19 protein-coding genes are annotated in these 16588 nt (G+C 60.4%); 16 read left to right on the top strand and 3 right to left on the bottom strand.

What is annotated here, in order from left to right; genetic code table 11:
• The 12 genes from AC2FM5_RS06565 to AC2FM5_RS06620 all read left to right on the top strand — a co-directional run.
• Positions 1–359: molybdopterin-dependent oxidoreductase (locus tag AC2FM5_RS06565; RefSeq protein ID WP_496734562.1), on the top strand; the 359-nt coding region annotated here is incomplete at its 5' end.
• A 240-nt stretch (positions 360–599) separates the two neighbouring features.
• Positions 600–1637 carry an NADH-quinone oxidoreductase subunit NuoH gene (gene nuoH / locus AC2FM5_RS06570; RefSeq protein WP_170340401.1) on the top strand — a complete coding sequence of 346 codons (1038 nt, stop codon included), beginning with the start codon at positions 600–602 and terminating at the stop codon, positions 1635–1637.
• Between the two features lie 2 nt (positions 1638–1639).
• Positions 1640–2134, top strand: coding sequence for an NADH-quinone oxidoreductase subunit NuoI (nuoI, locus tag AC2FM5_RS06575; RefSeq protein ID WP_170341017.1), 495 nt, complete (start codon positions 1640–1642; stop codon positions 2132–2134).
• On the top strand, positions 2131–2553 hold the full coding sequence (locus AC2FM5_RS06580) for a carboxymuconolactone decarboxylase family protein (RefSeq protein ID WP_170341019.1): 423 nt from the start codon (positions 2131–2133) through the stop codon (positions 2551–2553). The genes nuoI and AC2FM5_RS06580 overlap by 4 nt, the downstream gene beginning before the upstream one ends.
• On the top strand, positions 2550–3152 hold the full coding sequence (locus AC2FM5_RS06585; protein WP_170340404.1) for an NADH-quinone oxidoreductase subunit J: 603 nt from the start codon (positions 2550–2552) through the stop codon (positions 3150–3152). The genes AC2FM5_RS06580 and AC2FM5_RS06585 overlap by 4 nt, the downstream gene beginning before the upstream one ends.
• Positions 3153–3156: 4 nt before the next feature.
• Positions 3157–3462, top strand: a complete 306-nt coding sequence (gene nuoK, locus AC2FM5_RS06590) for an NADH-quinone oxidoreductase subunit NuoK (RefSeq protein ID WP_005984024.1) — start codon at positions 3157–3159, stop codon at positions 3460–3462.
• Between the two features lie 6 nt (positions 3463–3468).
• The gene (gene nuoL, locus AC2FM5_RS06595) at positions 3469–5595 is read left to right on the top strand and encodes an NADH-quinone oxidoreductase subunit L (RefSeq protein ID WP_496734563.1); all 2127 of its coding nucleotides are present in this window, start codon (positions 3469–3471) and stop codon (positions 5593–5595) included.
• Positions 5595–7136: an NADH-quinone oxidoreductase subunit M gene (locus AC2FM5_RS06600; protein ID WP_170340407.1), complete on the top strand. Its 1542-nt coding sequence runs from the start codon at positions 5595–5597 to the stop codon at positions 7134–7136. The genes nuoL and AC2FM5_RS06600 overlap by 1 nt, the downstream gene beginning before the upstream one ends.
• A gap of 15 nt (positions 7137–7151) precedes the next feature.
• The gene (nuoN, locus tag AC2FM5_RS06605) at positions 7152–8594 is read left to right on the top strand and encodes an NADH-quinone oxidoreductase subunit NuoN (protein ID WP_496734565.1); all 1443 of its coding nucleotides are present in this window, start codon (positions 7152–7154) and stop codon (positions 8592–8594) included.
• 54 nt (positions 8595–8648) lie between these two features.
• Positions 8649–9398, top strand: a complete 750-nt coding sequence (locus tag AC2FM5_RS06610) for a biotin--[acetyl-CoA-carboxylase] ligase (RefSeq protein WP_496734567.1) — start codon at positions 8649–8651, stop codon at positions 9396–9398.
• A gap of 11 nt (positions 9399–9409) precedes the next feature.
• Complete coding sequence (locus tag AC2FM5_RS06615) at positions 9410–10189, top strand: type III pantothenate kinase (protein WP_093964922.1); 780 nt, start codon at positions 9410–9412, stop codon at positions 10187–10189.
• A complete protein-coding gene (locus AC2FM5_RS06620) occupies positions 10186–11853 on the top strand; it encodes a ribonuclease J (protein WP_496734569.1) in 1668 nt (555 codons plus the stop codon). The genes AC2FM5_RS06615 and AC2FM5_RS06620 overlap by 4 nt, the downstream gene beginning before the upstream one ends.
• A gap of 6 nt (positions 11854–11859) precedes the next feature.
• Here AC2FM5_RS06620 and AC2FM5_RS06625 read toward each other — a convergent pair whose 3' ends face one another.
• Together AC2FM5_RS06625 and AC2FM5_RS06630 are read right to left on the bottom strand one after the other, a co-directional pair.
• Entirely contained in the window at positions 11860–12561 is a 702-nt protein-coding gene (locus AC2FM5_RS06625) for an NUDIX hydrolase (protein ID WP_496734571.1), read from the bottom strand.
• Between the two features lie 24 nt (positions 12562–12585).
• A complete protein-coding gene (locus AC2FM5_RS06630; protein WP_496734573.1) occupies positions 12586–12984 on the bottom strand; it encodes a DUF983 domain-containing protein in 399 nt (132 codons plus the stop codon).
• A 218-nt stretch (positions 12985–13202) separates the two neighbouring features.
• On the opposite strand from AC2FM5_RS06630, the gene AC2FM5_RS06635 reads away from it, so the two are divergent.
• Genes AC2FM5_RS06635 through AC2FM5_RS06650 form a run of 4 tightly spaced genes read left to right on the top strand, consistent with a single transcriptional unit; the run spans position 13203 to position 15104 of the window.
• Complete coding sequence (locus AC2FM5_RS06635) at positions 13203–13670, top strand: EF-hand domain-containing protein (protein ID WP_170340413.1); 468 nt, start codon at positions 13203–13205, stop codon at positions 13668–13670.
• A gap of 6 nt (positions 13671–13676) precedes the next feature.
• Positions 13677–14291, top strand: coding sequence for an RNA polymerase sigma factor (locus AC2FM5_RS06640; protein WP_496734575.1), 615 nt, complete (start codon positions 13677–13679; stop codon positions 14289–14291).
• Positions 14284–14637: a hypothetical protein gene (locus tag AC2FM5_RS06645; protein ID WP_254429904.1), complete on the top strand. Its 354-nt coding sequence runs from the start codon at positions 14284–14286 to the stop codon at positions 14635–14637. The genes AC2FM5_RS06640 and AC2FM5_RS06645 overlap by 8 nt, the downstream gene beginning before the upstream one ends.
• Entirely contained in the window at positions 14634–15104 is a 471-nt protein-coding gene (locus tag AC2FM5_RS06650) for a periplasmic heavy metal sensor (protein WP_170341035.1), read from the top strand. The genes AC2FM5_RS06645 and AC2FM5_RS06650 overlap by 4 nt, the downstream gene beginning before the upstream one ends.
• A 5-nt stretch (positions 15105–15109) precedes the next feature.
• On the opposite strand, the gene AC2FM5_RS06655 is transcribed toward AC2FM5_RS06650, so the two are convergent.
• Positions 15110–16510 (bottom strand): diguanylate cyclase, encoded by a 1401-nt coding sequence (locus tag AC2FM5_RS06655; protein WP_170434753.1) that lies wholly within the window; start codon positions 16508–16510, stop codon positions 15110–15112.
• Positions 16511–16588: the final 78 nt, after the last annotated feature.

Consider the following 16588-nt stretch of genomic DNA (forward strand, 5'->3'; position numbering starts at 1 on the left):
TCAACACCGAGGGTCGCCCTCAATTGGCGATGCGGGCCGGATTTGCACCGGGTGAAGCCAAGGAAAACTGGGCGATCCTGCGGGCGCTTTCGGCGGAGTTGGGCGAGAAACTTCCTTATGACACGTTGGCCCAGCTGCGGCAAAAGCTGATCGAAGCAGTGCCGCATCTGGCCGCGATCGACCAAGTGCCCGAGAACGAAGAACAGGCAATCGAGGCCGGACCTTTGGGGCAGGCCGATTTCCGGACCGTGATCAAGGATTTCTATCTGACCAACCCGATTGCACGAGCCTCGCAGTTGATGGCCGAGCTTTCGGCGCTGGCCAAGGCGCGCGGTGACCAAAAGATTGCCGCGGAATGAGGCTTGCGACGACCATAAACCGCAAAGCGGGCGGAAGCCCGAGCTCGTTTTTCCCAGAGGAGATGCGAGGGGCGTGGTCGTGTGTTTTGCCGAATGAAATGAAGGAAAAAGGTGGCGTGCAGGCAGCGGATGCTGTTTACACCAACTCGCCAAACCAATCGCAGGCGACGCGAGTCTCCGACCGGCCGGTCGGGCCTTGCGATGGCAGCGGAAAACGGAATACCCACGGTGTGAGGACCAATGGCTGAATTCTTTGACACCCCAGGCGGAATAGCCCTGATCATATTGGCGCAGGTGCTGGCCGTCGTGGCCTTCGTGATGATCTCGCTGCTGTTTCTGGTCTATGGCGACCGCAAGATCTGGGCCGCGGTCCAGATGCGTCGCGGCCCCAACGTGGTTGGCGTTTACGGCCTGCTGCAATCGGTGGCGGACGCGCTGAAATACGTCGTCAAAGAGGTGGTGATCCCTGCCGGCGCGGACCGGACTGTTTTCATCCTGGCGCCGCTGACGTCGTTCGTCCTGGCCATGATCGCCTGGGCGGTCATTCCGTTCAATGACGGCTGGGTCCTGTCCGACATCAACGTGGCTATCCTCTATGTGTTCGCGGTGTCCTCGCTCGAGGTGTACGGCGTGATCATGGGCGGATGGGCGTCGAACTCGAAATACCCGTTCCTGGGCTCGTTGCGCTCGGCCGCGCAGATGATTTCGTATGAGGTTTCGATCGGCCTGATCATCATCGGGGTGATCATTTCGACCGGGTCGATGAATTTTGGTGACATCGTGCGGGCGCAGGATGGCTCGTTCGGGTTCTTCAGCTGGTACTGGCTGCCGCATTTCCCGATGGTCTTCCTGTTCTTCATCTCGGCCCTGGCCGAGACCAACCGCCCGCCGTTCGACCTTCCGGAAGCGGAATCGGAACTGGTCGCAGGCTATCAGGTCGAATACTCGGCAACGCCCTTCCTGCTGTTCATGGCGGGCGAATACATCGCCATCTTCCTGATGTGCGCGCTGACCACGCTGCTGTTCTTCGGCGGCTGGCTGTCGCCGATCCCCGGCCTGCCCGATGGCGTGCTGTGGATGGTCGCCAAGATGGCGTTCTTCTTCTTCCTCTTCGCGATGGTCAAGGCGATCACGCCCCGCTACCGCTATGACCAGCTGATGCGGCTGGGCTGGAAAGTGTTCCTGCCGTTCAGCCTGGTGTGGGTGGTCTTCGTGGCCTTTGCGGCGAAGTTCGACTGGTTCTGGGGGGCATTCGCCCGTTGGAGCGTAGGAGGCTGACAATGGCAAATATCGACTATACCCGCGCGGCCAAATACTTCCTTCTGCAGGATTTCTGGGTCGGAATGAAGCTGGGGCTGAAGTATTTCTTCGCGCCCAAGGCCACCGTGAACTACCCGCACGAAAAGGGCCCGCTGTCGCCACGGTTCCGCGGTGAACACGCCCTGCGCCGTTACCCCAACGGCGAGGAGCGCTGCATCGCCTGCAAATTGTGCGAAGCTGTGTGCCCCGCGCAAGCCATCACAATCGACGCCGAACCGCGCCAGGACGGCAGCCGCCGTACCACGCGATATGACATCGACATGACCAAGTGCATCTACTGCGGCTTCTGCCAAGAGGCCTGCCCGGTCGATGCCATCGTCGAAGGACCTAATTTCGAATTCGCCACGGAAACCCGCGAAGAGCTGTTCTATGACAAGCAGAAGCTGCTGGACAACGGTGAACGCTGGGAAGCCGAGATCGCCCGCAATCTGGAACTGGACGCGCCCTACCGATGAGCGATCCGACGAAAAACCCATTCGAGCAGATGCTCAGACAGGCGCATGACATGGCCAAGGCGTTCAACCCGGCGCTGGAGAGCTATTCGCCCGTCGACGCGATGCGCGGCTTCGAGGCGTTGTGGCCGACCATGCCCAAAGAGGTCATGGAGATGATGTTCGGCAACACCGTCAATCCGGGCGGACTGGATGCCAAGACCCGCCTGTTGCTGACGCTGGCCGGGCTGACCTGTCAGGGCGCACAGGCCGACACGGCCCTGCGCCAGACGGTACGCCATGCCATCGAGGCAGGGGCCAAGAAACAAGAGATCGTGGAAACGATCGGTCAGATGTCGGTCTTTGCCGGCATCCCGGCCATGACCCGGGCGCTGGAACTGGCGCAGGAGGCCATGGGCGAAAACGAGGAAGATGACCAATGAGCGTATTTGCCTTTTACCTCTTTGCCATCAGCGCCATCACCGGCGGGCTGTTCACCGTGATCAGCCGGCAGCCGGTGCATTCGGTGCTGTGGCTGATCCTGGCCTTCCTTTCGTCGGCGGGACTGTTCGTGCTGCTGGGGGCGGAATTCGTCGCCATGCTGCTGATCATCGTCTATGTCGGCGCGGTGGCGGTGCTGTTCCTGTTCGTGGTGATGATGCTGGACGTGGACTTTGCCGAGCTCAAGGCCGAGATGGCGCGCTACATGCCTCTGGCCCTGCTGATCGGTCTGGTCATCCTGATGCAGTTCGTCATGGCCTTTGGCGCCTGGGACAGCGCACAAGGCGCGGCGGCCAACCTGGCCCAGCCGATCCCTGCCGACCGCCACAACACCGAGGCACTGGGTGTCATCCTTTACGATCAATACTTCCTTCTGTTCCAACTGGCGGGCCTGATCCTGCTGGTGGCCATGATCGGCGCCATCGTGCTGACGCTGCGCCACCGCAAGGACATCAAGCGTCAGGACATCGTCGGCCAGATGATGCGTGACCCGGCCAAGGCAATGGAGTTGAAGGACGTGAAACCGGGGCAGGGACTTTGAGACGATGATCGGACTTGAACACTATCTTACCGTCGCGGCGACGCTGTTCGTCATCGGCATCTTCGGTCTCTTCCTGAACCGCAAGAACGTCATCATCCTGCTGATGAGCATCGAACTGATGCTGTTGGCCGTGAACATCAACCTCGTGGCGTTTTCCAGTTTCCTCGGCGACCTGGTCGGGCAGGTGTTTACGCTGTTCGTGCTGACCGTGGCCGCGGCCGAGGCTGCCATCGGGTTGGCCATTCTGGTCTGCTTCTTCCGCAACCGCGGCACCATCGCGGTTGAAGACGTCAACATGATGAAGGGGTAAGGGATCATGGAAACCACAATCCTCTTTGCCCCGCTCGTGGGCGCGCTGATCTGCGGCTTTGGCTGGAAGTTCATAGGCGAAAAGGCCGCGCTGTGGACGGCGACGGGTCTGCTGTTCCTGGCCTGTTTGCTGTCGTGGATCGTCTTCTTCAGCTTTGACGGGCAGACCCAGCAGATCGAGATCATGCGCTGGATCGAGAGCGGCTCGCTGTCGACCTCGTGGGCCGTTCGTCTGGACCGGCTGACCGCCATCATGTTGATCGTCGTCACCACCGTTTCGGCGCTCGTGCACCTTTATTCGTTCGGCTATATGGATCACGACCCGCAGTGGCGCGAGGGCGAAAGCTACAAGCCGCGCTTCTTTGCATATCTGTCCTTCTTCACCTTCGCCATGCTGATGCTGGTGACGGCCGACAACCTCGTACAGATGTTCTTCGGCTGGGAAGGCGTGGGCGTCGCGTCGTACCTGCTGATCGGTTTTTACTATCGCAAACCCTCGGCCAATGCGGCGGCGATGAAAGCGTTCATCGTCAACCGTGTGGGCGACTTCGGCTTCGCGCTTGGGATATTTGCGCTGTTCTTCCTGACCGACAGCATCAACTTCTCGGATATCTTTGCCGCTGCACCCCAGCTGGCAGAAACGCAACTGCCCTTCCTGTGGGGCGAATGGACCGCGATCGAGGTCATCTGCGTGCTACTGTTCATCGGTGCGATGGGCAAGTCGGCGCAGTTGATCCTGCACACCTGGTTGCCGGACGCGATGGAGGGCCCGACGCCCGTGTCGGCGCTGATCCACGCGGCCACCATGGTTACGGCCGGTGTGTTCCTGGTTTGCCGCATGTCGCCGCTGATGGAGTTCGCGCCAGGAGCAACCGGGTTCGTCACCGTGCTCGGGGCTGCCACCGCTTTCTTTGCCGCGACCGTGGGCTTGGTGCAGACGGACATCAAACGCGTGATCGCCTATTCGACCTGCTCGCAGCTGGGCTACATGTTCGTGGCCGCGGGCGTGGGCATGTATTCGGCGGCGATGTTCCACCTGTTCACGCATGCCTTCTTCAAGGCGCTCTTGTTCCTGGGGGCGGGTTCGGTGATCCACGCCATGCACCACGAACAGGACATGATGAACTATGGCAACCTGCGCAAGAAGATCCCCTATACCTTCTGGGCGATGATGATCGGTACCCTGGCCATCACCGGTGTCGGCATCCCGCTGACCACGATCGGCTTTGCTGGCTTCTTGTCCAAGGATGCCATCATCGAAAGCGCCTATGCCGGCGGATCGGCCTTCGGGTTCTGGGCGCTGGTGATCGCGGCCGCGATGACCTCGTTCTACAGCTGGCGCCTGATCTTCCTGACCTTCTATGGCGAGGAGCGGGGCGACAAGCACACGCATAAGCACGCGCATGAAAGCCCGATGGTCATGCTGGTGCCGCTGGGTGTTCTGTCGCTGGGCGCCGTGTTCGCGGGTATGATCTGGTACAACAACTTCTTCGGTCACGCCGATCAGGTGGGCAAGTTCTACGGCATTCCGGTTGCCGAGGCGCATGCCGACGCCGGTGACCATGCCAAGGCCGATGAACATGGCGACGACACGCATGCCACCGAATCCCATGGCGACGAGGCTGCGCATGATGACAAGGCGAAGGGCGGAGATCACCACTATGCCTTTGTCGGCAAGCCGGGCGAGGGCGCGCTGTACATCGCGCCGGACAATCATGTTCTGGACGATGCGCATGCGGCGCCGAAATGGGTCAAATTCTCGCCGTTCGTCGCGATGCTTCTGGGCTTTGGGCTGGCCTACCTGTTCTACATCGTGAACCCGGCGCTGCCGGGTCGCCTGGCCGAGAACCAGCGCCCGCTGTACCTGTTCCTCAAGAACAAGTGGTACTTTGACGAAATCTACGACGCGATCCTTGTAAAACCGACCGTGGCCCTGGGCCGGTTCCTGTGGAAGGGCGGTGACGGCAAGACGATCGACGGTTTCCTGAACGGAGTAGCAATGGGCGTCGTTCCCTTCTTCACCCGCCTCGCAGGCAAGGCGCAGACGGGCTACATCTTCACTTACGCCTTCTGGATGGTTCTGGGGATCGCCGCCCTGGTCACCTGGATGTCGATCGGCGGAGGCGCAAACTGATGGACAATATCCTATCCATTGTAACGTTCATTCCGGCCATTTCCGCCGGTCTGATGGCGCTGTTCCTGCACGGGAACGATGTGGCCGCACAGCGCAATGCCAAGTGGATCGCGCTGGTTGCGACCACCGTGACCTTCCTTGTTTCGATCGGGATTTACACCGAGTTCGACCCATCGAACACTGGCTTTCAGATGGTGGAAGAGGGTCAGTGGCTGCTGGGCCTGAAGTACAAGATGGGCGTGGATGGCATCAGCGTTCTGTTCGTGCTGCTGACCACCTTCATCATGCCGCTGACCATTCTGGCCAGCTGGAACGTGACCGACCGGGTCAAGGAATACATGATCGCCTTCCTGCTTCTGGAAACGCTGATGCTCGGCGTGTTCATGGCGCTGGACCTGGTGCTGTTCTACCTGTTCTTCGAAGCCGGGCTGATCCCGATGTTCCTGATCATCGGCATCTGGGGCGGCAAGGACCGGATCTATGCCAGCTTCAAGTTCTTCCTCTACACCTTCCTCGGCTCGGTTCTGATGCTGGTGGCGATGGTGGCGATGTATGCGGATGCAGGCACCACGGACATTGCCGCACTCATGACGCACCAGTTCTCGTCCGAGAGCTTCAGCGTGCTGGGTGTCCACATTGTCGGCGGTATGCAGACGCTGATGTTCCTCGCGTTCTTTGCGTCCTTCGCGGTGAAGATGCCGATGTGGCCCGTGCACACCTGGTTGCCAGACGCGCACGTTCAGGCACCGACGGCGGGCTCGGTCGTGCTGGCGGCAATTCTGCTGAAGATGGGTGGCTATGGTTTCCTGCGTTTCAGCTTGCCCATGTTCCCTGTCGGGTCGGCCGTGATGACCGATCTGGTGCTGTGGCTGTCGGCAATCGCCGTGGTCTATACCTCGTTGGTGGCGCTGGTGCAGGAGGACATGAAAAAGCTGATCGCCTATTCTTCGGTCGCGCATATGGGTTTTGTGACCATGGGCATCTTTGCCGCCAACCAGCAGGGCATCGACGGGGCGATTTTCCAGATGCTCAGCCACGGGTTCATCTCGGCCGCGCTGTTCCTTTGTGTTGGCGTGATCTACGACCGGATGCACACCCGCGACATCGAGGCCTATGGCGGCCTGGTGATCCGGATGCCGGCCTATGCGTTGGTGTTCATGCTGTTCACCATGGCCAATGTGGGCCTGCCGGGCACCAGCGGGTTCATCGGCGAATTCCTGACGCTTATGGGCACCTTCCAGGTCAACACCTGGGTGACCGCAGTGGCGGCCAGCGGTGTGATCTTCTCGGCGGCTTATGCGCTTTGGTTGTATCGCCGCGTGGTCTTTGGCGACCTGATCAAGGAAAGCCTCAAGTCGATCACCGACATGAGCACACGCGAGCGTCTGATCTTTGCGCCGCTGATCGTCATGACCATCCTGCTGGGCGTCTATCCGTCGCTGGTCACCGACGTGATCGGCAATTCGACCGCCGCGCTGATTTCGAACTATGACACGGCTCTGGCCGCGGCCGAGGCCGCGACCCAGGTCGCTTCGCACTAAGGGAGCTTTGGAGACATGATCCAGGCTGATCTCACTGTAATTCTGCCGGAAATCATTCTGGCGATCTATGCGATGGCGGCGCTGATCGGAGCTGTCTACACCAGCAAGGATGCGCTGGCTCCGGTTCTGGTCTGGACGACGGCCGGACTGATGGCGGCGCTGTCGTTCTGGATCGCGTCGAACGGCTCGGGGACCAACGTGGCCTTCAACGGCATGTTCATCGACGACGGGTTCGCCCGATTTGCAAAGGTCGCGATTCTGCTATCGGCCGCCGCGGTTCTGGTTATGAGCCAGGAGTACATGGCGCGCCGGAACCTGCTGCGTTTCGAGTATCCGTTGCTGGTGGCTTTGGCAGCGGTCGGCATGATGATGATGGTCAGCGCCGGCGATCTGATGTCGCTCTATATGGGTCTCGAGCTGCAGTCGCTGTCTCTGTATGTCGTGGCGGCCCTGCGCCGTGACAGCGCCAAATCGACCGAGGCGGGGCTGAAGTATTTCGTTTTGGGTGCGCTCAGTTCGGGATTGCTGCTGTTCGGCGCATCTCTGGTCTATGGGTTCACCGGTACGACGCTGTTCTCGGGCATCATCAACACGGTGCATCACGGCGATGTCTCGGTTGGGCTTCTGTTTGGCCTTGTTCTGCTGATCTCGGGTCTGGCATTCAAGATTTCGGCGGTTCCGTTCCACATGTGGACACCGGACGTTTACGAGGGCTCGCCCACTCCGGTGACGGCTTTCTTTGCAACCGCACCCAAAGTTGCAGCGATGGCCTTGTTCGCGCGCGTTCTGCATGATGCGTTCGGCGGTGCCATCGCGGACTGGCAGCAGGTGATCGTGCTGCTTTCGGTCCTGTCGATGTTGCTGGGGGCCGTGGCTGCCATCGGGCAGCGCGACATCAAACGGCTGATGGCCTATTCGTCAATTGCACATATGGGGTACGCGCTGATCGGTCTGGCCGCAGGCACCGAATTGGGTGTCAAAGCGATGCTGATGTATCTGGCGATCTATGTGACCATGAATATCGGCACCTTCGCCTTCATCCTGATGATGGAGCGCGACGGCAAGCCGGTGACAGACATCGACGCCCTGCGCCAGTATTCCAAGCGGGACCCGGGCAAGGCGCTGGCAGTGCTGATCCTGATGTTCAGCCTTGCCGGCGTACCGCCAATGCTGGGGTTCTTCGCCAAGTTCGGCGTCTGGCAGGCCGGTGTGCAAGCTGACCTGATTGGGTTGGTTATTGCATCGGCAATCGCCTCGGTGATCGGTGCCTTCTACTACCTGCGGATCGTCTACTACATGTATTTCGGCGACGAAAACGAAGATCCGATCGAAACCCGCTCGACCCCGGTATTGTGGGTTGCTCTGATGGGGTCGGCCGCATTGATGTTGATCGGTGTGGTCTACCAGTTCGGGATCGAGGGCGCTGCGGCAGCCGCGGCGACGACGCTTGTCAACTGACCGTTTCAACAAAACCTGGAAAGGGGCTCGGCCATCAGGCCGGGCCTTTTTGGCATGAGCACCTGGCCCCAAGGATACGGTCTGCATATCCTGCAGGAAGTTGACAGCACCCTGAATGAGGCCGCGCGGATCGCACCCACTGCAACAGGTCCGGTCTGGATCATGGCGCATCATCAAACCGCCGCGCGTGGCAGGCGCGGCCGGGCGTGGTCCAACCCCCAGGGCAACTTGGCAGCAACCTTGTTGCTGCGGCCCGAGGGCAATCCAGAGCAGGCAGCCCATCGCAGCTTTGTTGCCGCGCTGGCGCTTTTTGATGCCTGTGTTTCGGTCACCGGTCGCGCACAGGGGTTCGCATTGAAATGGCCGAATGACGTGTTGTTGAACGGCGGGAAACTGGCCGGCATCCTGTTGGAAAGCACGGGGCAGGGGCGCGACGTATCCCACCTTGCGATCGGCATCGGGGTGAACCTCGCAGACGCGCCCGGTCCTGAGTCAGTCGAGCAGGGGGCTCTGCGGCCCGTTTCGTTGTTGTCGGAAACCGGGGCTCAGGTGTCCGCCGAGGATTTTCTGACCGAACTCGCCGATGCCTACGCAAAGCTCGAACACCAGTTTGTTACCTACGGGTTTGAACCGATCCGCCAAGCGTGGCTGGCCCGGGCTGCGAAGCTGGGCGAGGTGATTACCGCGCGCACAGGTGCTTCGGAAACCGTCGGGACCTTTGAAACGGTGGACGCGGGCGGCAACCTTGTCCTAAACACCGCCAAGGGCCGCGTCAGCATTCCGGCGGCAGACGTCTATTTCTGAAAGGGGCGCATATGCTTCTGGCCATTGACTGCGGCAACACGAACACCGTTTTCTCGATCTGGGATGGCGAGAAATTCCTGTGCACGCTGCGCACCTCAACCCACCATGCCCGCACGGCCGATGCCTATTTCACCTGGTACTCGACCCTGGTGAAACATTACGGGATCGAGGCTGACATCACCGACGTCATCATTGCCTCGACGGTGCCGCGGGTGGTGTTCAACCTGCGCGTCTTTGCCGACCGGTTCTTTGGATGCCGGCCGTTGGTGGTGGGCAAGCCCGATTGCGAGTTGCCGGTAGCGCCGCGCGTTGATGAAGGGACGATTCCCGGTCCGGACCGTCTGGCGAATGCGGCCGGTGCCTTTGATCGGCACGGCGGGAATGTCGTGGTGGTGGATTTCGGGACCGCCACGAATTTCGATGTGGTCGCCGCTGATGGCGCCTATGTCGGAGGAGTGATCGCCCCCGGCGTGAACCTCAGTCTCGAGGCCTTGCACCAGGGCGCTGCAGCTCTGCCGCATATCGACGTGACGCGTCCCGAGAAAGTCATCGGCACAAACACGGTTGGATGTATCCAGTCAGGTGTGTATTGGGGGTATTCCGGCCTCATCGAAGGTTTGATCGACAGGATCAAGGCGGAATACGGAATGCCCATGAAGGTCATAGGGACGGGCGGTCTTGCACCGCTGTTCGATCAGGCCGATGTGGGCTTTGATGCAATTGAAGACGATCTGACGATGCACGGGCTTACCGTGATCCATCGCTACAACAAGGATACTGGCTCGGCATGAGCAGCGAAAGACTGATCTACTTGCCGCTCGGCGGCGCGGGCGAAATCGGTATGAACGCCTATGTCTACGGCTATGGCAAACCCGGTCAGGAACGTCTGATCCTGGTCGATCTGGGCGTGACCTTTCCCGACATGGATACAACGCCGGGCGTCGATCTGATCTACGCCGACATTTCGTGGTTGAAAGAACGTGCGGATCGGCTTGAGGCGATCTTCGTCACCCATGCGCACGAGGATCACGTCGGCGCCGTGGCCCATTGTCATGAGGCCCTTGGCGCGCCGGTCTACGCGCGTGCTTTCACCGCGAATATCGCCCGCCGCAAAATGGAAGATGCCGGACATCCGCCCGAAGCCGTGCGCACCGTTTCCGCCTGGCCCGAGCAAATCAAGGCAGGTCCGTTTACGGTCGGATTCCTGCCCGTTTCGCATTCGATCCCCGAGAGTGCGGCGCTGGTGATCGACACGCAGGCTGGCCGTGTCGTGCATACCGGTGATTTCAAACTGGACACCAATCCGGTTGTGGGCGAACCGTTTGATCCCGATCTTTGGGCCGAAGTGGCCAAGCCTGGGGTCAAGGCGTTGGTTTGTGACAGCACCAACGTGTTTTCCTCGCATCCCGGTCGCTCGGAGTCGGAGGTTGGGCCGGCCATCACCCAATTGGTCGAGGACGCGACTGGTATGGTGGTTGCAACGACCTTTGCGTCGAATGTCGCGCGGGTCAAAACGCTGGCCGAGGCCGGGCATCGGGCGGGTCGTTCGGTGGTTCTGTTGGGCCGGGCCATGCGCCGCATGATCGAGGCTGCGACTGAAACCGGTATCCTGTCTGATTTTCCGCGCGTGATCAGCGCTGAGGAAGCCTTGGATCTGCCCCGCCAGAACCTGATGCTGATCGTCACCGGCAGCCAGGGTGAGCGCCGCGCGGCCAGCGCGCAGTTGGCGCGCGGCAAATACCGGGGGATCGAGCTGAAGGATGGCGACCTGTTCCTTTTCTCCTCGAAGACCATTCCGGGGAATGAACGCGGTGTGATCCGCATCATGAACCAACTGAGCGAAAAAGGCGTCGACGTGGTCGATGACAGCGCTGGCTTGTACCACGTTTCCGGCCACGCCAACCGCCCTGATCTTGAGCAGATGCATGCCTTGGTCGATCCTCAGATCGTCGTTCCAATGCACGGTGAACACAGGCATCTGCGGGAACACGCCAAGCTGGCCGAGGCCGCTGGTCGTGCCGGTGTCCTGGCGGTCAATGGCACGATGCTGGATCTGTCGGGGAACGCGCCCGAGGTCGTGGATTATGTCGAGACCGGCCGGACCTACCTGGACGGTTCCGTCAAGATTGGCGCGCTGGACGGTGTGGTGCGGGACCGTATCCGCATGGCTCTGAACGGGCACGTGACCGTAACTGTCATCCTGGACGAAGACGATGAGCCACTGGGCGAACCTTGGTGCGATACCATGGGGCTGCCGGAAACCGGCGTGTCGCGGGCCGGATTGATCGAGGTGCTGGAAGAGGACCTGAACCAGTTCCTGATGCGGGCTGAGGTCAAAACGCTGCGGGACGATGACAAACTGGAAGAAGCCATGCGTCGCATCGTTCGACAAAGTGCGCAGATCGAAATCGGCAAAAAGCCCGAAGTCACGGTTGTGATAAGCCGAATGAAATAAGGCGGCTCAGTCTGTTTCGGGCATCGGGTGGCCCTTGAGACGCTGGAACAGACTGGCTTCTTCGTTGTTCAGAAAGAACGGCACAGAGTCGGGGGGCGTTGTATCTGATACGCGCGCCTCGACTTCCGACAGAACAACCTCGGTGATGAACGGCAAGTCGAACTCCCGCGCCTGTTCCAGCGGAATCCACTGTAGATGTGACAGTTCATCCGAGGCCTGGCTGAAATCGTCCAGATCACCGGCGACGGCATCTGCGTCCAAAAGAAAAAACCGGGCGTCGAACCGGCGTGGGCGTCCGGGCGGGGTAACCGCGCGGAACACGAACTGCAGCGCTTCGGCCGACGGAATGTAGCCTCTTTCCGCGTAGCCGGTCCAGGCATGTGGAACCGGACCCGGCCAGTTGTCGCGGACTCCGAGGATAAGGCCGGTCTCCTCCCACAACTCGCGAATTGCCGCTGCCGCCAGTGGCACGTGCAGTCCGGCAGGAGCCTGATCGCTCAGCCTTTGTTGGCAAATCTCGGGTACCGGAGTGGCCAGCGGAACTTGCGCGTCCTCAGCATCCACGGCACCCCCCGGAAACACGAACTTGTTCGGCATGAAGGCCGCCGCGGCACCACGTTGGCCCATCAGGATCGACGGGGTTCGAAAACGGTCGCGCAAAACGATGATCGTCGCGGCGTCGCGAATTGCGGATTTGTCCACGGTCATGAGAAGCTCAGCTGCATTGACGGGTCACTTGCTGTCGTCGAACCCGTGCATCTTCCGGGCCCATTGAAAGCCGACGACCGCTCCTTTGAGCCTGGGCAGAAGGAACAGCGACAGCGCAACGCACGCTATCGAAAAGCCGATTGCCATGGCCCACGGAGACGGGCGCAGGCCGACGTATGTGACATGCAGCGCCGGAGCCAGAAGGTGTCCGACCAGCAGAATGGTCAAGTAGGCCGGCCCGTCATCCGCCCTGTGGTGAAACAATTCCTGACCGCAGTTTGCGCAGGTATCATTCACCTTCAGGTAGCTGTGCAACAGCTTGCCTTTGCCGCAATTGGGGCATTTGCACCGGAACCCTTTCACGATGGCGGGCCACGTGGGGCGTTCCTCCTGACAGAGGGTGTCGATGGTTTGATCTGTCATCTTGATACTCGCGCTCGGATTTCGGGGATATTGCGCTTGTTTCATCCCGCAGAAAAGGGGGGTGCGTCGCTTTGCACCGACCCTCTCCGAAATATTGACCGGAAATGCAGGTTTCAATGCTGGAAAAAAATTCGCGGACAGCGACGGAAGCTTTGCCGGGCTGCGTTTGAATGAATGTAAGCAGCGGCACAGGGCCGCGACAACAAAGGAAACGAGCAATGAAGAGCGCAAAATTTATCTCGGCCATCATTCTGTCTGCAGTTGCCGTCACCGGGACGGCTGCGCTGGCCAAAGGACCTCGCGACCGTGAACCGGTCAGCTTTCAGGAGCTGGATGCCAACGGTGACGGCCAGGTGACCAAGGCCGAGATGGAGGCCCATCGCCTGCAGAAGTTCACCTCGGCCGATACCGACGGTGACGGAAAGATCAGCGTCGAAGAAATGCAGGCCGAGGCCCAGAAGAAGGCAAACGATCGCGTTTCCGACATGTTCGAGCGTCATGATGCTGACAAAGACGGCTTTCTGACTGCGGACGAGTTGCCGAAACCGCGCCGGGCTGACAAGATGTTTGACCGCCTTGATGCGGATGGAAACGGATCTCTGTCCGAGCAGGAGTTCGCCAATGCACGGGATGGAATGGGTCGGCACCACAAGAAGGGTGGCCGCCCGGACCCAGACAACAACTGACGCAGGATGAAGGACGTGCCGTCCTCTGCGCATACTGTCCGCGGCGACACGGTCGCCGCGGATGCCCGCAGCGACGACGTGTTGCTGAAACGGTTTGCCGAAGGCGACGCTCAGGCAGCACGCCTGTTGACCGATCGGTTGGGGCCGCGGTGCTATTCGGTTGCTCTGCGCATGTTGAACAACAGGGCAGAGGCCGAAGACGTAACCCAGGAAGCGATGCTTCGGCTGTGGAAAGTGGCGGCGGACTGGGTTCCGGGGCAGGCCAAGATCTCGACCTGGTTGTACCGCGTGGTCTTGAACCTGTGTGTCGATCTGCGGCGGAAGAAAACGGCAGGCACATTGGACGATGTGCCAGAGCCTGAGGACGACCAGCCCAGTGTCGTGGACCGTATGCAGCAAAACGCTCGCGTGGATGCGTTGCAATCGGCCTTGGCACAATTGCCGGAACGGCAGCGCGAAGCTGTCATTCTCAGGCATATCGAGGAGTTGTCCAATCCGGAAATCGCGGGAATCATGAGGATTTCCGTAGAAGCGGTAGAAAGCCTTGTTGCCCGCGGAAAGCGGTCGTTGACGGCCATACTGTCAGGCCGTCAGGAAGAGTTGGGGTATGACCATGTCTGACCAAGATACAGAACTGGATCTTTTGTTTGCCGAGGCACGGCAGGCACATGTTGATCTGCCCGACGATTTGGCCGTTCGTATCCTGACGGATGCCGAGGCCATCCGGCTTGCGGCGACAAAAACAGCGAAACCCAAGTCACAGGGGTTTTTGGGCAATCTCGTTGCCGGTCTCGGGGGCTGGCAGGCGCTCAGTGGGCTTGCGGCGGCCAGCGTGGTTGGCGCATGGGTCGGTTTTGCCGCGCCGTCCTTTCTGCCGGACCCGGCAAATTACATAATGACCCAGGATGCATCCTACATGGTCGCCAATCTCGGTCTCGAGGCCGCGTTTCTGGAGGAAGCGGAATGAATGAAGACGTTAAACCCCCAAGGCGCTGGGTGCCTGTGCTATTGGTGGTATCCCTTGGCCTGAACCTGCTGGTCGCCGGGGTGATCATCGGGACTGCGCTGCGGTTTCACGGTGTGCGGGACGATGTTCCTCCCGGATTTGGACCTGCCCTGTACCGCGCTCTTCCTGATCCGGAACGCAAGGCGTTGAGAGGCGATCTGGCCGACAAGCATCGGCGCGGGGCTGAGAAAAGGTCTCGTGATTTCAAGGCGCTTGGCAAAGCGCTGCGGGCCATTCCGTTCGACCGCGATGAAGTCCAGAACCTGCTGGAAGAACAAGCACGGGCGAATGACGAAATCCAGGCAGCACTGCAAGAGCAATGGCTGGCTCGGGTTTCGGCCATGTCCGACGAAGAACGAAAAGCTTATGCCGACCGCTTGGAAGACGTGTTGAAGCGGCGCCCGGATCCCAAGAAACGCAAGGACTGACCCGCTTAGGCCGCGTTCTGTTTCATCCACACCTGGTTCCGGCCTGCCTGTTTTGCCGCATAAAGCGCCTTGTCCGCGCATTTGATCAGGCTTTCGGCCGACAGTGAGCCGTCTGGAAGTGGGGAGAAGGGTGGCTCGCATACCTTCAGCCCGATGCTGACCGTCACCGGAAGCCGGGCAGGAATGTCCGGCAGGACGATCGGTACGCTGCTGACGCCGCTGCAGATATCGGCCGCCTTCCTGAGCGCCTTTTCGCGGGTCGCGTTTGGCAGTCCGAACAGGAATTCCTCTCCTCCGATGCGGGCGAGGAAGCCGTCAGGTCCGAAAGCGCGCTTCATCCGTTTTCCGGCCTCGACCAAAACCCTGTCACCGGCACTATGGCCGTAACGGTCATTGATGGATTTGAAATGGTCCAGGTCGGCCAGCATGATCGCAAAACCCCGCTGTTTGTGCACCGAACTGTGCAGCAATTGGTCCATCGCGGTCTGTGCGAAACGACGGTTGTTCAGGCCCGTCAGCGTGTCGATCCACGATTCCTCAAGCCCACGGCGCAACGAGTCGCGCATTTGCTCGTCATGCGCCTTGCGTGCAATCAACGCCTCGACCCGAAGCGATACTTCGTCAGGGCAGAACCCTCCGAGGCAAATCGCATCGGCGCCGCGATCCAGGGCCTCGGCGGCAAGAGTGGCGTTGTCATCGGGAATGATTCCGATCAGAGCGGTCCGCCGAGTGCCGGTGCGGGATTTGAGGTCGGCCAACATGTTCAGGCCGGATGGATCGCTGTTCAATTCGACAACAATCGCGTCAGGTATGGTGCCGGACAAGACTCCGCTGAGGTTGGGCAGGGTATGGCTGCACACCGAATGCTGCGTTCGTCCGTTCAGGGCCTTGTGCCACAGCGTGCGAGTACGTGCGGTGTGGGCCAAGACGGCGATCTGACCATGCCGCGCGGGCGTGATCATTGCTGCGGGGGCTTCGGCAAATCCCACGGATTGAGGGTTGCCACTGTTCTTCAGATCCTGAGTTTCCGCACGGGCGCGCAGCAGGCTTCGCACACGCGCCAGCAACAGCGTATCTTTGAACGGATAGGCCAGAACGTCATCCAGCCCCTCGGACAGGTTCCGCAGCCGGGCGGTCCGATCGTTCTGAGGCGCAATCGCGACCACAGGGACATCCTGCAGGGCCGGAACGGACAGCATCAGTCTTTTGACGTCGCCCGCGTCTCCGTCGGGTAGTGTCTGGGCCGTCAGCACCAGATCCGGCCGGGTCCGCCGTAGCAACGCCCCAAGACCAGCCAGCTTCTCGCCCTGCACGACATGATACCACGCCGCCGTCAGCTGCACCTTCAGCATGATGCGATTGGTCGAGACCCCGTCGAGGACAAGGATGGTTCCCTGCACGGACATTGTTTTCACCGTAGATTGCATGCCTTGCCAAAGTGTTTATGAGTCTGGTTAACAAACCCTTTCCAAATCTTCGAACCG

Source organism: Ruegeria sp. BHSA162, assembly GCF_059613385.1.

Bases quoted from the DNA above. Each gene is read 5' to 3' on its own strand.
- nuoH (WP_170340401.1), top strand. From the start codon at position 600: ATGGCTGAATTCTTTGACACCCCAGGCGGAATAGCCCTGATCATATTG.
- nuoI (WP_170341017.1), top strand. From the start codon at position 1,640: ATGGCAAATATCGACTATACCCGCGCGGCCAAATACTTCCTTCTGCAG.
- AC2FM5_RS06580 (WP_170341019.1), top strand. From the start codon at position 2,131: ATGAGCGATCCGACGAAAAACCCATTCGAGCAGATGCTCAGACAGGCG.
- AC2FM5_RS06585 (WP_170340404.1), top strand. From the start codon at position 2,550: ATGAGCGTATTTGCCTTTTACCTCTTTGCCATCAGCGCCATCACCGGC.
- nuoK (WP_005984024.1), top strand. From the start codon at position 3,157: ATGATCGGACTTGAACACTATCTTACCGTCGCGGCGACGCTGTTCGTC.
- nuoL (WP_496734563.1), top strand. From the start codon at position 3,469: ATGGAAACCACAATCCTCTTTGCCCCGCTCGTGGGCGCGCTGATCTGC.
- AC2FM5_RS06600 (WP_170340407.1), top strand. From the start codon at position 5,595: ATGGACAATATCCTATCCATTGTAACGTTCATTCCGGCCATTTCCGCC.
- nuoN (WP_496734565.1), top strand. From the start codon at position 7,152: ATGATCCAGGCTGATCTCACTGTAATTCTGCCGGAAATCATTCTGGCG.
- AC2FM5_RS06610 (WP_496734567.1), top strand. From the start codon at position 8,649: ATGAGCACCTGGCCCCAAGGATACGGTCTGCATATCCTGCAGGAAGTT.
- AC2FM5_RS06615 (WP_093964922.1), top strand. From the start codon at position 9,410: ATGCTTCTGGCCATTGACTGCGGCAACACGAACACCGTTTTCTCGATC.
- AC2FM5_RS06620 (WP_496734569.1), top strand. From the start codon at position 10,186: ATGAGCAGCGAAAGACTGATCTACTTGCCGCTCGGCGGCGCGGGCGAA.
- AC2FM5_RS06625 (WP_496734571.1), bottom strand. From the start codon at position 12,561: ATGACCGTGGACAAATCCGCAATTCGCGACGCCGCGACGATCATCGTT.
- AC2FM5_RS06630 (WP_496734573.1), bottom strand. From the start codon at position 12,984: ATGACAGATCAAACCATCGACACCCTCTGTCAGGAGGAACGCCCCACG.
- AC2FM5_RS06635 (WP_170340413.1), top strand. From the start codon at position 13,203: ATGAAGAGCGCAAAATTTATCTCGGCCATCATTCTGTCTGCAGTTGCC.
- AC2FM5_RS06640 (WP_496734575.1), top strand. From the start codon at position 13,677: ATGAAGGACGTGCCGTCCTCTGCGCATACTGTCCGCGGCGACACGGTC.
- AC2FM5_RS06645 (WP_254429904.1), top strand. From the start codon at position 14,284: ATGTCTGACCAAGATACAGAACTGGATCTTTTGTTTGCCGAGGCACGG.
- AC2FM5_RS06650 (WP_170341035.1), top strand. From the start codon at position 14,634: ATGAATGAAGACGTTAAACCCCCAAGGCGCTGGGTGCCTGTGCTATTG.
- AC2FM5_RS06655 (WP_170434753.1), bottom strand. From the start codon at position 16,510: ATGTCCGTGCAGGGAACCATCCTTGTCCTCGACGGGGTCTCGACCAAT.